Below are 14,904 nucleotides of genomic sequence, written 5' to 3'. Positions count from 1 at the left end.
CCACATTCGATCAAGGCCCGCCACCTGCACCTCCAATTCCACCAGCAGGCGGAACTACAAATATCAATGGCGGAACAACTGGAAACGGCGGCTCTGGAGCTGGAAGCTCTGTAACAGTAACTCCGACCCCAGGTGGAACACCTCCTTCCGATCCAATCACTGTACAGCAGGTTACACCTGATATTACGGGTGTACCATTCCCGGATAATGCTCTGGATATTGCATTTGTTATTGAAACCGTTGGTACTATTACCGATCCTATCACGATCAGAATTGAATGGGATTATCCCGTTCCCACAATTCCTACCAGCGGCGATCCAGAATTAGTTGTAAATCATGGCAGCGGCTGGGTTGCACATCCGGTAGATGATTGGGATTTCAGTGCACCCTCCTATTGGATCGAGTTTACAACAGCTGAATTATCTGACTGGGTAATCGGTGATGGTGATGAAAGTACACTTCCTGTTACACTTACCGAATTCACAGGTATCTGTTACGAAGGTATTCCTCATATCAACTGGACTACACAATCTGAAACAGAAAACCTGGGCTGGAATGTATATCGCAGTGATATTGAAACCGGCTGGGAAGAAGAAGATGTAAATCTTTGTAATGTAGATATGATTCCTGGTCAGGGAACAACTTCTTCAGTTACAAATTATACTTACCAGGATGTTTATGATCTGGTAGAAGATGAAACATACTACTACTGGCTGGAAAGTATCAGTATCAGTGGAGATATTGAGATCTTCGGACCGGTATCCGTTCTGGTAGAAATTGAAGAAGAACCTAATATCATTCCTGATCTTCCAGATGCAACTATGCTTAATTCCAATTATCCGAATCCCTTCAATCCAACCACAACGATTAAGTTCGACATCAAAGAAGGAGAATCCGGAAGACTGACAATATTCAATATTCTTGGTCAGAAAGTTCTTGATAGAGAATTTACAGCTGGCTTCCACACCTACAACTGGAATGCTGCAAAACAAGCATCAGGAGTTTATTTCTATACACTTAAGACAGCTTCTTATTACGAAACAAAGAAGATGATCCTAATGAAATAGCCCTTTGGGATTTCATGGGACAGGTCCTAATGAAATAGAATTTATCCCTGAAATAGATAGAAAACAGGCTCAGGCATTTTGCTTGAGCCTGTTTTATTTCACCCATCCCCCGAAAAATTTGGAGGGTGTAAACCTGATTTAATCGAAAAAATCCTCGCTGCTCTGCATCGGGGTTTTCCAAATTTTCTCCCCTGTTTGAGGGGAGATCCGGCTGATGCCGGAGAGGGGTAAAGAATGAAATTATTACTAATCTACCCGCCAAAATCGAATCCAGTATTGCCCACGAATTTATTCGTGGGAATCTTGATACGAGAATATATCGGACAACGGTTTCAATTGTTTACCTAAACTGGAAACCATTAAAATGGTTGAATATAATTTTTGTGGTTTCACAGAACCCACGATTGAAATCGTGGGCTGAAAATGGTTGAGGTAATATTAACCAGCCCAAAACTTTAGTCGTGGGGATGTTGATGTGAGAAAAATATCGGACAACGGTTTCAATTGTTTACCTAATCTGGAAACCATTAAAATGGTTGATATGAAAGATGTTATGTTGATATATTCCCATGAATAACTCAGTGAAATTGAATTGATTTCACAGATTAAAAATGCATGGGCTTGGATATACAACAATTCATGTTACCCATTATTGTTTGTGAAAAGAATATTTTTCGGGAAATGCCTGGCCTGTTTTATTTTATTTGACATAAATTTTAAAAAATTCAAAAGTTGATTCGAATTCATTTTATAGGAGGTGATATGAAAAAAGCAGTTATTTTATTTGTATTGTTAGTTTTAGCGGTAACTTTATCCGCAACTATTCAAAACGAAGTCGAAGCTACGGCAAAAAGACTTCTCGCAGAATTGTGTCAGAATAATCGCAGCATTCCCTATGTTCATCGCAATTATTTTCCAATGACTTATGCTTTAACGATGAATACAAGAGACTTTGGATGCACGAACATGTTGGTAGAAATTTGGGATGGAACTGAATGGCAGGATGCAATGCAATGGGATTTTTATTATGATGGGGAAGGTCGAGTTTCAGGTTATGATCAGTATTTTTATGGTCCCGGATATACAGTAGCTTATTTCTATTACGAAATTTTGTATGATGCACAAGATCGTGTTACCGAACTGTGGATGGATGTAGATTTTGGAACAGGAACTGTAGCAGGTTCTCATGAGATTTATACGTATGGAAATGACTGGCTGGATCATTATTTTCTGGAAGGCGATTACGGAGCAGGAAGTTATATGAATCAGGAACAGGCAGATTACACATATACTTCTGGAGAACTCACATTAGCTGAATATCAGGAATGGGAAGAAGACCTAACAGCTTGGGTAAATCAGCAGAAATACACATTCACTTACGATAACGGACTTCTGGATACTGTTTTAGATCAGTGGTGGGATACGGATAATTCTTCTTGGATAAATGAATATTTCGAAACATTCACCATGCTCAGCAACACCCGACCATCAGTAGAAATTGTACAAATGTGGAATGGCTCTGCTTTCGAGAATTCTGAAAGATTTTCATACACTTATCCGCGTTATGAACATACTGAACGATTGGAAGAAGACTGGATCAACGGTGGCTGGATAAATGCTGGACTGGAGCAGGTAACCTATAATAATGACGATCTTCCCCAGCAAGTAGATCGTTTTATCTGGGATGGCTCTACCTGGCAGGATGACGAAAGATACATCTACACTTACGGTCCATCCGGAACCAACCCAAATCTGGTTGAACCAATTTCATGTATTAGAAATTATCCCAATCCCTTCAATCCGCAAACCACAATAGAATTCAGTGTAACGCAAACCTCCCCGTTTGGGAAACTGGAAATCTTCAACTTAAAAGGACAGGTGATTCATACTCAGGAATTCAGTTCGGGAAATCATTCCTATGTTTGGAATGCTACTGACCAGGCATCAGGAATTTATTTCTACAAAATATCATCAGGAGATTTTTCTGAAACTAAGAAGATGATCCTAATGAAATAGCCCTTTGGGATTTCATGGGACAGGTCTTAATGAAATAGAATTTATCCCTGAAATAAGATAGAAAACAGGCTCAGGCATTTTGCTTGAGCCTGTTTTATTTCACCCATCCCCCGAAAAATTTGGAGGGTGTAAACCTAATTTAATCGAAAAAAAATCTCGCTGCTCTGCATCGGGGTTTTCCAAATTTTCTCCCCTGTTTGAGGGGAGATCCGGCTGTTGCCGGAGAGGGGTGAATAATGAAAATATTACTAATCTGCTCGCCAAAATCGAATCCAGTATAGCCCACGAATTCATTCGTGGGAATATGATGCGAGAAATATATCGGACAACGGTTTCAACCGTTTACCTCATCTGGAAACCATTAAAATGGTTGAATATAATTTTTGTGGTTTCACAGAACCCACGATTGAAATCGTGGGCTGAAAATGATTGAGGTAATATTAACCAGCCCATGACTTTAGTCGTGGGAATCTGATGCGAGAATATATCGGACAACGGTTTCAACCGTTTACACAAATAAAAAAACATCGAAATGCTTACTAAGAAAGGCTTTGCCTGTTTTTTTTTATGAATAACCCAGTGAAATTAAATTGATTTCACAGGTTAAAAATGCATGGGCTTGGAAAAAATGAAATTACCATGTTTTTTTCTTGATTACTGAAAAATAAATATTTTTCGAGGGATGCGTGAACCTTTTTTCATTTGACAATATTTTTTAAAATTAAATACTCTGAACCAAATTCATATTCAGGAGGGTAAGTATGAAAAAGAGAGTTTTAATTTTTGTTTTTACTTTAGCATTAATTTCTTTATCTGCTCAAATTCCGGATTGGCAATGGGCAGATGCAGCTGGTAGCGATAATGATGATAATGGAAATGCTATTGCCCTGGATGCATCAGGTAACATTTACGTAATTGGCAGTTTCTTTTCTACTGTAGATTTTGGATCGCATTCAATCACGAGTAATGGTTGGCTGGATATTTTTGTAGCAAAAATGAATAGTTCAGGTGAATGGCAATGGGCATTAAATGCAGGAAGTGGCAATAATGACGAAGGTTATGATATCGCTGTAGACAGTGATGGAAATGTTTACATCACTGGATATTTTATGGAAACAGCAAGTTTCGGTTCAAATTCAATTTCGGCAGCAGGTTGGAGTGATATTTTCGTTGCAAAGCTGGATACTGATGGAAACTGGCTCTGGGTATCAAATGCTGGCAGCGGCAGTAATTCTTATGATGATGTTGGAAATTCGCTTACAGTTGATAATAGTGGCGATGTCTGTGTAACCGGTACCTTCAGTGATACGGCAAATTTTGGTTCAAGTTCAATTACAAGCTATGGTGACTTGGATATCTTTGCAGCTAAGATCAGTTCCAGTGGAAGTTGGCAATGGGCAAGTGTTGCCGGTGGAGTCGGGTTCGATTTGGGAATGGCGATAACTGCAGATGTAAACGGTAATTCTTATGTTACAGGTTCTTTCTGTGAAACTGCTACTTTTGGGACAAACACACTCGAAAATCCTGATCTGCTTGACGATATCTTTGTAGCTAAGCTGGATGCTTCTGGAACCTGGCAATGGGCAAGTGATGCTGGAGGTGTAAGTTCTGGTGACACTGGGAATGGAATTGCTGTAGATGAAAATGGAAATTGTTATGTAACAGGAAACTTCCAGGCTGGAGCTACTTTCGGAAACCATACGATACCAACTAATGGCAGTCATGATATCTTTGTGGCAAAGATCGATAATAGCGGAACCTGGCAATGGGCCGTTAACGGAGGTGGTGATATTGGAGATATCGGTCGAGATATTGCGATAGATGCTTCCGGTGCAAGTTTTGTCATCGGTAGTTTTTATGGAGATTCGGCTACTTTTGGTAGTTACACACTTACTGGTGCAGGTTATCATGATATTGTGGTAGGAAAAGTAGATAGTGATGGCAACTGGGAGTGGGTAGTTTCTGCTGGCGGATCAGCTCAATGGGACAAAGACATTGGTAGAGGTATTGCCTTGGACAGCGGATTCGATAGCTACATAACTGGTAACTTTGCCGGTACAGCAAATTTTGGTTCCATACAACTTACAAGTAATGGCCAGGAAGATATTTTTGTTGCAGAAATTAATAGTAATCTACCCAATGGCAACAATTTAATTCCACCAAAGTTTAATATCACGAATTACCCCAATCCCTTCAATCCGCAAACCACAATTGAATTCAGTGTAACGCAAACCTCCCCGTTTGCGAAACTGGAAATCTTCAACTTGAAAGGACAGGTGATTCATACTCAGGAATTCAGTTCGGGAAATCATTCCTATGTTTGGAATGCTTCTGACCAGGCGTCAGGAATTTATTTCTACAAAATATCATCAGGAGATTTTTCTGAAACTAAGAAGATGATCCTAATGAAATAGCCCTTTGGGATTTCATGGGACAGGTCCTGATGAAATAACTACGAAAATTATAAAAAAGAGGATGTTCAACGCATCCTCTTTTTTTTTATTCTGTTCAACATATTTGACAAATAAGTTGTACTTCAAACTTTTGTAACTAAATAATAATTAGTAAGTTAAATTAATATGAAAATTTAATCTAAGAATTCCTCGACGCTTGCGTTGGGGTTTTCCAAATTTTCTCCCCTGTTTGAGGGGAGAACCGGCAGTTGCCGGAGAGGGGTAAATAATGAAAATTCGATTTTCAGCTTGCTGAAATAAATTTGGCGAAATACACCTTGGCTCTGCCACGGTGATAGTCAAATTAATGAATTTTCATTATTTAAGGATTCGAATGAAAAAGAAAGATATTATTAATATCATAATTCTGATCGCTGTTATCGCATTTGGATTATATCGATATTTTTATAGAGTACGAAATTTTACTGAAACCAGATTTCTGCTGGATACGATAATTACTATAAATATTGAAACCAGAGACATAAATGGAGCTGATTATTTGGAAGGTGCATTTAAACTAATTGAAAATCTGGAAGATAAACTTTCATTTTATAAAGAAGGAAGTACCATCTGGAACTTCAATGAAGGCTTGAAACCTGAATTAAAACTCAATCCTGACCTGAAAAAAATAATTGATCTTTCTTCTAAGATTTATAAAGAAACAAGTGGCAAATATGATGTTTCCATCGGAAGATTATCTGAATTATGGAATTATGATAAGAAGTGGATCCCTTCAGAAGATTCCATAAAAACAGCTCTGAATTTTGTTGGTTTCGATAAGCTGCAGATCGCTGAAAATAAATTGATAAAACCAAACGGTTTCAAATTGAATCTGGGCAGCCTGGCAAAAGGTTTCATTATTGATAAAACCTTTCAATTTTTAAATTCAAAGGGCATCACAAACGGCTTTATAAATGCCGGAGGAGATATTCGAATTTTTGGCCAGAATAAGCCGCTTAACATTGGAATTCAGCATCCTCGAGACGATCGTAACAAAGTAATTGGTGTTCTAAAAATTAAAGATAAATCTATTGTAACTTCTGGGGATTATGAAAGATTTTTCATGAAAGACGGAATCCGATATCATCATATTCTGGATCCCGATACAGGTTATCCCAGCCGAAATGCAACTTCAGTTACTATCATTGCCAACAAGGCAATGACGGCAGATGCTTATTCCACAGCATTATTTCTGATGCAGCCTGAAAACGCTATGCAGTTGGTGAATTCCTTACCGGGAATTGAAGCATCGATCCTGGTGGAAAATGCAGGAAAAATTGAAATTTATGAATCGAACGGACTGGATGAATATAAAAGCAGGGAATAAATATGAAAGATAAAGTTGATATTCAAAGTTTGCAAGATAATCGAAATATTACCATAGACAAAGTCGGTGTGAAGAATGTACGTTATCCAATTAGCGTGGAAGATAGAGCGAATAAAATCCAGAATACTGTGGCAAATTTAGATATGTTCGTCGAACTTCCGCACAATCATCGTGGTACTCACATGAGTAGATTTCTGGAAGTGTTAAATCACTTTCACCAGGAAAATTTCATTCACAAACTGCACGAATTCCTGGAAGAACTTAAAACATCTTTGAATGCAGATGCTTCTTATGTAAAATTAACGTTTCCTTATTTTATTAAGAAAACAGCTCCAGTTTCACAAACTGTTTCATTGATGGATTATAACTGTATTTTCGAAGCTTCTTTGCAGGAAGATTTTTGTTTGAAGATCGGCGTGGAAGTACCGGTAACAACTTTGTGCCCATGTTCCAAAGAGATCAGTGATTTTGGTGCGCACAGTCAGCGTTCCAATGTTACAGTGAAACTTATTTATCATGAATTTATCTGGTTGGAAGAGATCATCGAGATCATCGAATCTGCAGCCAGCAGCGAAGTTTATGCACTCCTGAAAAGAGTGGATGAAAAATATGTGACAGAGAAAGCTTATCAAAATCCAACTTTTGTGGAAGACATCGTTCGCGAGATAACGCTGAAACTCCGATCTGATAAGCGAATTGCCTGGTTTTATGTGGAATCGGAGAACATGGAATCGATCCATAATCATAATGCATTTGCCAGCGTGGAAAGAAAAGTAGAGAGAAACAAATGAATGTAACTTCAACAGTACTAGAAAACAAATTTAAAGCAATTTTGGCAACCGACAACAGCAATCCCCTGGTCTGTCTGCAGTTTTATGTCAGGATCGGTTCATCCTGGGAAGAAAAGAACGAAGCTGGATTTTCGCATTTTACTGAACATCTTGTCTTCAAATCCACAGAAAAATTCCCCCGGAATTCCATCATGGAACAGGTTACCGTTCTGGGAGGAACGATCAATGCCTTCACAGAATATGACATAACCTGTTTTTATATAACTTTACCCTCCAGGTTTTTACAGGAAGGTATGGAAATCATCAGCCAGCTTGCACTTAAAGCCGATTTCAAGCAGCAGGAATTTGATTCTGAAAAGCTGGTTATCATTGAAGAACTTAAGCAATATAAAAATGATCCGGAAGATTCTTTCGTGGAAGAAATTGCCGAAAATTATTTTGAAAACAATCCTTATAAAAATCCGATAATTGGAAACCTGGATAGTTTGAAAACTGCAACCAGAAAAGATCTACAGGATTTCTATAAAAAATATTACGTTCCGAATAACTGTTTTCTGGTTATTTCCGGAGATATAAACGAAGAAAAAACAACAAAATTATTGGATGAATATTTTCTGGATTGGAAACCGAAAAGATTAGCTAAACGAACACTTTCAAAAGTTGTATTTCCTTCTGAACCAGGATTCACAAGTTTTCATAAGAAGATATCGAATGATATGTTGGCTTTTGCCTTTCCCGACCTTTCGGAGAATAATCCTGAATCCTACGCACTTTCTTTAGCTGTAAAAGCTTTTGCTATTGGAAAGTCGTCACGTCTTTATAAGCGGCTTTTTGACGAAGAAAAATTGATCGATTCCATCAGAGTAAACTCTCTTAGCGGAATTAATGATGGCGCAGCTCTAATAAATGTGATGCCCAAAAAGAAAGCTGACCTGAATAAGATCATTCTAATTTTTCTGGAAGAATTGAGGAGATTTATTACATTTGGAATGTCACATCAAGAGCTCAGTGATAACAAAAAAGAGATGATATTTTATCATCGGTATGCCTTTGAATACGTAGAATCTCTCGCTACCAGTTTGGGTGGGGAAGAAGTACTTTCCGGTTTTGAGAGTTTTTTCGAATATCCAAAGCTTATCAGCAAAATTGAAATTGCTCAAACTCTACGTGTGATCAGAAAATTCTTGGCTCCAAATTTAGTTCATATTTTTCACAAAGGAATGCAGAAATTAGATGAAGATAAAATCCTTTCTCAATTCCAGGAATCAATATCTTTCAAATCTTCCGAGAAATCTCGAAAAAAAGTTATGCAACAAACCTTAGAAAATGGAATGAAAATCATCATGAAAAAGGTGAAAGGAAAGCCAACAGTTGGTGTTTCCATTTCCTTTGAAGTTTCACAATTGAATGAAGATAAATCTAATCTTGGCATAAACTTACTTACAGCTGGACTGATGCTGTATGGAAACGAGAAGAGAAATTATCAGCAATTTCTGAATTTCTGTACAACAAATGGAATCAATTTTGGCATAACTCCTCAAGCAGAAACCACTTCCGTCAAACTGAAATGTTTCAACGAAATGTTACCTGTTGGCTTGGAACTTCTGGCAGATGTTGTTCAAACTCCCACCTTCCCAAATGACTTTTTTCATAACTTAAAAAATTCTTACATGAGCAACATCGACCGAGAAAAGGATTACCCCATCTATTCAGCTTCGCGCAGTTGGAAGGAAATGATGTTTGGAAAATACAGTAATGTTATCAGCAGAAGCGGCTACAAAAAAACTTTGCGCACAATATCTTTAAGGAAAATTCAAAAATGGTACGAAACCCATTTTCATCCCAAAAATATGACGCTGGCAGTTGTTGGTGATATAAATTTTGATGTAGTTCTGAAAACTTGTCAGAAACTTTTCAGATACAATGAAAATCGTTTTAAAAGCTCCATACAAAAACCCATTATTGAACCTTCTTCTAAAAGTTTTAAACAGATTAATAAAAATTCAGACCAGGCTGTAATTTGCCTGGGTGGATTTGGTTGTACGGCTAGTGAAACTAAAAAGAACACAGCTTTTCATGTTCTCAGTCAGATAATCGGTGGAGACACCAATTCGCTGCTGTTCAACGAATTAAGAGAGAAACGTGGCCTGGCTTATTCAGTTGAATTCAATTATCGTTCAGTTCGAGATTTTGGCTATTATGATGCTGTCGCAATTGTCGATAAAGCTAATCAGAAGCAAGCTCTTGAAGTAATAAAACAGGTTTTGAATGATGTAAAAACAAAAGGAATTTCCAAAGAAGAGCTGCAGAAAACAAAAAATTATGTGCGTGGAATTCGACTGATGGAAGAAGAAAGTATGCTGAACCAGGCGCAGACTCTTTCGGTGCTGGAAGCAATTGGTTTTGGTTATGAATATTACAAAAATCGAGATAAAAGATTGGAAGAAGTAAATTTGAAATTATTGAGAGAACTAGCTGAACAATATTTTAATGAGAACGAATATTTTATTCAAATATTAACTTAGGAAGTTATGATGAAAACCAGGTTCAAATTTAATAAAACGGATCATGTAATAGTTCTTACCGGAGCGGGAATTAGTGCTGAATCCGGTTTAAAAACATTTAGAGATCATGATGGATTGTGGGAAAATCACAAAGTTGAAAATGTTTGTACACTCAGGGCATTTGAAAGCAATCCACAGCTTGTCTGGGATTTCTATAAGCAACGTTATAAAAAGCTGGATGAAGTAAAACCAAATCCAGGACATTTCGCATTACAGAAACTGGAAAAGTTTCTTGGCGAAAATTTCATGTTGATCACCCAGAATATCGATGGTTTGCATCAAGCTGCCGGTAATAAGCGAGTCATCGAAATGCATGGTTCTCTCAATAGCAGTTTTTGCACCGAATGCAGCAAAGATTTTGCTATGCAAGAGATTTACATGAAGCATGATATTCCTGTATGCACGAATTGTGGTGGCAAGCTTCGTCCTGATATTGTCTGGTTTGGCGAGATACCATATTTTATGAATGAAATTGATGCAATATTAAGATCGGCAAACTATTTTCTGGTTGCAGGAACCAGCGGCACTGTTCAACCAGCAGCCAGCCTGGTTTATCTGGCTAAAGCAAATGGAGCAAAAACGATCGGAGTAAACCTGCAGCCACCGCAAAACCTAATGTTCATCGATGAATTTCATATGGGAAAATCTGGTGAGATGTTACCTGAGTTGGTTGACTTGTGGATAAATTAATTTTTCCGTCAGAAAGAATGCTTTTTCCGTCATCTTCTTTCGCAAATTCTTTTATAAGATGTCGGAAAAGTGATAGTTAATTGATCAACTTTCCTAAAGCATGTGAAAGAGATGCAGAGAGAAGCTTTCGGAAAGAATTTTTATGAGATGTCGGAAAAGTGATAGTTAATTAATCAACTTTCCGAAAACATGTGAAAGAAAAGCAGAGAGAAGCTTTCGGAAAGTATTTTTGGGGGTGATTAATGTCTTTTTATCAAGATGGAAATTTTTATCATGTTTACAATAGAGGATGTAATAGAAACGATATTTTTTTTCATCAAAGGAACTATAAATATTTAATTAATTTGTTTTTAAATAATTCGAAGAAACACAAAATTGATTTAACTGCATTTTGTTTAATGCCAAATCATTATCATTTGTTACTTAAACAAGATTTGAACGGATCTATTTCTAATTTCTTGAAATCAACCTTTACATCGTACACTTTAGCAATTAATAAAGAGCAAAAACGTTCTGGTACTCTCTTCGAAGGAAAACCCAAAAAGAAATTAATTGATAAAATTCAATATATACAATATGTGATTTGGTATATTCACCGAAATCCAGTTAATGCCGGAATTGTATCTTTTCCCGAAGAATGGCAATTCTCAAATTATTTAGAGTTTATTGGCAAAAGAAAAAGATATTTTACAGATGTAGATTTAATTGTGGATTTATATGGATCACAGAAAGGATATGAAATGTTTATGCAGAAATTTGAAGATGATAAAAGATTTGATTTGGAATTATAATTTTCCGTCAGAATGAATGCTTTTTCCGTCATCTTCTTTCGCAAATTCTTTTATAAGATGTCGGAAAAGTGATAGTTAATTGATCAACTTTCCGAAAACATGTGAAAGAGAAGCTTTCGGAAAGAATAGAGGAAGTTAAATGAAAAAATACAACATCGGTATCGACCTTGGGTCCAGAATGGCAAAAATCGTTGTTTTGGAAGATCAGGAGATTTTCTATTTAAATGTTGCTGATACAGGGGTAAATCCCAAAGAAACAGCGAAAAAACTTTTGAATGAAGTTTTGCAAAAAAAAAATTTGGCTTTGAGTGATATAAGCTCTATTTATTCAACTGGCTACGGTCGAAATATTGTTCCATTTTCTGATATAAGAATTTCAGAAATCTCCTGTCATGCCAAAGGTGTGAACTATTTTTTTCCTTATGCAAAAACAGTAATAGATATTGGTGGTCAGGATTCTAAAATAATACTTCTGGAAAAAAATGGAAAAGTAGTTGATTTTGCCATGAATGATAAATGCGCTGCCGGAACAGGACGTTTTCTGGAAGTTACGGCAAATATTTTGGAGATCACAGTAGATGATCTGGGAAAAACTGCTGATCAGAGCAAAGAAGATATTGACATCAACAGTACCTGCGTAGTATTTGCTGAATCCGAGATCATAGGTTTGATAGCTGCAGGAAATAAACCTGCAGATATTGTGAATTCGGTTCATAGATCAATTGCCAAAAGGATCAAAAATTTGATGTCTCAGATGAATTGGCAAAAACCGGTAGTTTTTACTGGTGGTGTAGCTCAGAATTTGGGTATGAGAAGAAGTATTGCCCAAGTCTTAAATGTAGAAATTGAATCACCGGAAAATTCATTGATAACAGGAGCATTGGGAGCGGCGTTATATGCTTTCGAACAAAATAGCTAAATGTATTTTTCTAATACTGATTATTTCAGTTTCAATTCTTTCAGCTCAGGAAGATTTGGAAGAGAATGATTTTTTAGATATTCAAGCTGCGGATACATTCCTAGATGAAAATATTGATTATTACTATGAATTGATCAAATTTTACCTGAATGAGCAGGAATATGACCTTGCGCTAACTTATTTGGATTATATCATGGTAAATCCTACCGATTCTCTTTATTACTTCAAAGGAAAAGCTCTCAAAGGAAAACAGGATTGGAAAGGAGCAGCTGATAATTTTAATATGGCTATGAAAAAGCATCGACCGGATTCTCTATTTACCAAAATCGAAACTGAATTCAAGTTTGTGCTGGAACAATTGCCTGCAATGGAAGCAATTACACTGCTTTCTGGTTATTTGAATTCAATTGATGATAATGAAATACTGGCAAAGTTCCTTTTGATTATGGCTGATATTTATGAAGAGAATCAACTTTTTAATGAAGCAAATGATGTTTATTCTACGATTTTGAAGGAAACTGATTATCCTCGTCAGATTCCCATGCAGATGAAAATAGCTACAAATCAGTTATTTCTGCAAAAATATGATGAAGCGATCAATACGCTCAGTCCTATCGTTGCTTTAAATGATTCCATTTATAACGCTGATGCCCTTTTCTTCTATTATCTGGCAAATTATTCTGTAGACCGGTTTGGGATTGCTAAGAACGCTCTCTTAAAGCTTTATAAGGAATATCCCGACCATCCAAAAAGGAATGAAATACTTTCCGGTTTGGCAGATGTTTACGAAAAAGAAGGACAGCTATTAGTAAGTTGGTATTTCTTAAATGAATTACAGATTATGAGTTCAGCAGCACAAAAATTCCTGATTCAGAAACAGATAGATAATTTAAGAAAAAAAATCGGGACAGCAGAAATTAAAGAAAATCAATTTGAATATCTGAGATTGCAATTGGAACAGAAATTGGAGCAGAAATTGGAACAGAAAAAAGAATTAGATGATGAAAAAACAGAGGGAGAAAATTAATGAGATTTAAAACAATTACAGTTTTATTTTTGGTAGCACTGATCTTGATCAGCTGTACATCTAAGCAAACAAGATTTGTAACGATAGGAACAGGTGGAGTTACAGGAGTTTATTATCCTACAGGTGGAGCGATAAGCAGGATGATCAATCAGAAAGCAAGTGAGTACCACATCAAAGCAACTGTTGAGTCGACACCAGGATCAGTATATAACATCAATGCTGTTCTCAGCAGTGATCTTGATTTTGGAATTGCTCAATCTGACCGCCAATTTCAAGCATATAATGGTTTGGCGGAATGGAAAGAGCAGGGTAAACAGACAACTTTGCGAGCTGTATTTGCCATTCATCCCGAATCGATCACACTGATGGCATCCGAAAAAAGTGGGATTATCACAGTCGATGATTTGAAAGGTAAACGAATAAATCTGGGAAATCCAGGATCGGGTCAATTGCAGAATTCTCTGGATGTACTAAAAGCTCTGGGACTTACTGTAGACGATATCAATGCAGAATATGTGAAAGCTATTGAAGCTCCAGGACTTCTGCAAGACGGCAGAATAGATGCATTTTTCTACACAGTCGGTCATCCCAATGGAAACATAAAAGAAGCTACTTCCGGCCGCTTGAAAGTGAAGATCATTCCCTTGATTGGTGAGGAAATCGATAAGCTATTGAAATCTCATTCTTATTATGCAAAATCCATAATTCCAGCAGAATTCTATCCCAATGCATTGAATGAAAAAGATATTGTAACACTTGGAGTTAAAGCTACATTTGTAACTTCTGAATCTGAAAGTGAAAACATCGTTTATGCTATGACCAAAGAAGTTTTCGAAAATCTGGAAGAATTTAAAACACTTCATCCTGCTTACAAAGTATTAAATAAAACCAATATGCTGGAAGGTCTTTCTGCTCCAATTCACAAAGGAGCTTTAAAATATTACAAAGAAGCAGGTTTGATGTAATAGATAACTTATAAAAATTTATAACTCCCAGTTGAAAGATTGGGAGTTATTTTTTTTTAAGGCCTTTTCTTAAATCCCCCGAAAAATTTGGATGATATAAACCTAATCTAATCGAAAAAAATCCTCGCTGCTCTGCATCGGGGTTTTCCAAATTTTCTCCCCTGTTTGAGGGGAGATCCGGCTGTTGCCGGAGAGGGGTAAATAATTAAATTATTACTAATCTGTCCTCCAAAATCGAATCCAGTATAGCCCAGGGATTCATTCGTGGGAATCTGATGCGAGAAATATATCGGA

At 36.8% G+C, this 14,904-nt stretch carries 11 protein-coding genes; all 11 read left to right on the top strand.

What is annotated here, in order from left to right:
* The coding region (locus K9N40_02430) for a T9SS type A sorting domain-containing protein (protein MCF7813319.1) at positions 1 to 1,067 on the top strand (1,067 nt) is incomplete at its 5' end.
* Positions 1,068 to 1,829: 762 nt separating this feature from the next.
* The gene (locus K9N40_02425) at positions 1,830 to 3,083 is read left to right on the top strand and encodes a T9SS type A sorting domain-containing protein (protein MCF7813318.1); all 1,254 of its coding nucleotides are present in this window, start codon (positions 1,830 to 1,832) and stop codon (positions 3,081 to 3,083) included.
* 761 nt (positions 3,084 to 3,844) lie between these two features.
* Positions 3,845 to 5,497, top strand: coding sequence for an SBBP repeat-containing protein (locus tag K9N40_02420; protein ID MCF7813317.1), 1,653 nt, complete (start codon positions 3,845 to 3,847; stop codon positions 5,495 to 5,497).
* Positions 5,498 to 5,870: 373 nt separating this feature from the next.
* Positions 5,871 to 6,863 carry an FAD:protein FMN transferase gene (locus tag K9N40_02415; protein ID MCF7813316.1) on the top strand — a complete coding sequence of 331 codons (993 nt, stop codon included), beginning with the start codon at positions 5,871 to 5,873 and terminating at the stop codon, positions 6,861 to 6,863.
* A gap of 2 nt (positions 6,864 to 6,865) precedes the next feature.
* Positions 6,866 to 7,654: a GTP cyclohydrolase FolE2 gene (gene folE2 / locus K9N40_02410; GenBank protein ID MCF7813315.1), complete on the top strand. Its 789-nt coding sequence runs from the start codon at positions 6,866 to 6,868 to the stop codon at positions 7,652 to 7,654.
* On the top strand, positions 7,651 to 10,179 hold the full coding sequence (locus tag K9N40_02405; GenBank protein ID MCF7813314.1) for an insulinase family protein: 2,529 nt from the start codon (positions 7,651 to 7,653) through the stop codon (positions 10,177 to 10,179). Before folE2 ends, K9N40_02405 begins: the two co-directional genes overlap by 4 nt.
* A gap of 9 nt (positions 10,180 to 10,188) precedes the next feature.
* Positions 10,189 to 10,908, top strand: coding sequence for an NAD-dependent deacylase (locus K9N40_02400; GenBank protein ID MCF7813313.1), 720 nt, complete (start codon positions 10,189 to 10,191; stop codon positions 10,906 to 10,908).
* A gap of 242 nt (positions 10,909 to 11,150) precedes the next feature.
* A complete protein-coding gene (locus K9N40_02395; protein ID MCF7813312.1) occupies positions 11,151 to 11,699 on the top strand; it encodes a transposase in 549 nt (182 codons plus the stop codon).
* A 139-nt stretch (positions 11,700 to 11,838) separates the two neighbouring features.
* On the top strand, positions 11,839 to 12,618 hold the full coding sequence (locus K9N40_02390) for an acyl-CoA dehydratase activase (GenBank protein MCF7813311.1): 780 nt from the start codon (positions 11,839 to 11,841) through the stop codon (positions 12,616 to 12,618).
* On the top strand, positions 12,596 to 13,645 hold the full coding sequence (locus K9N40_02385; protein ID MCF7813310.1) for a hypothetical protein: 1,050 nt from the start codon (positions 12,596 to 12,598) through the stop codon (positions 13,643 to 13,645). Before K9N40_02390 ends, K9N40_02385 begins: the two co-directional genes overlap by 23 nt.
* Positions 13,645 to 14,610 carry a TAXI family TRAP transporter solute-binding subunit gene (locus K9N40_02380; protein MCF7813309.1) on the top strand — a complete coding sequence of 322 codons (966 nt, stop codon included), beginning with the start codon at positions 13,645 to 13,647 and terminating at the stop codon, positions 14,608 to 14,610. Before K9N40_02385 ends, K9N40_02380 begins: the two co-directional genes overlap by 1 nt.
* Positions 14,611 to 14,904 lie beyond the last annotated feature (294 nt).

The organism is Candidatus Cloacimonadota bacterium (genome assembly GCA_021734245.1).
In the GTDB taxonomy this organism is placed as follows: domain Bacteria; phylum Cloacimonadota; class Cloacimonadia; order Cloacimonadales; family TCS61; genus B137-G9.
This window is presented reverse-complemented; position numbering and strand designations above follow the sequence as displayed.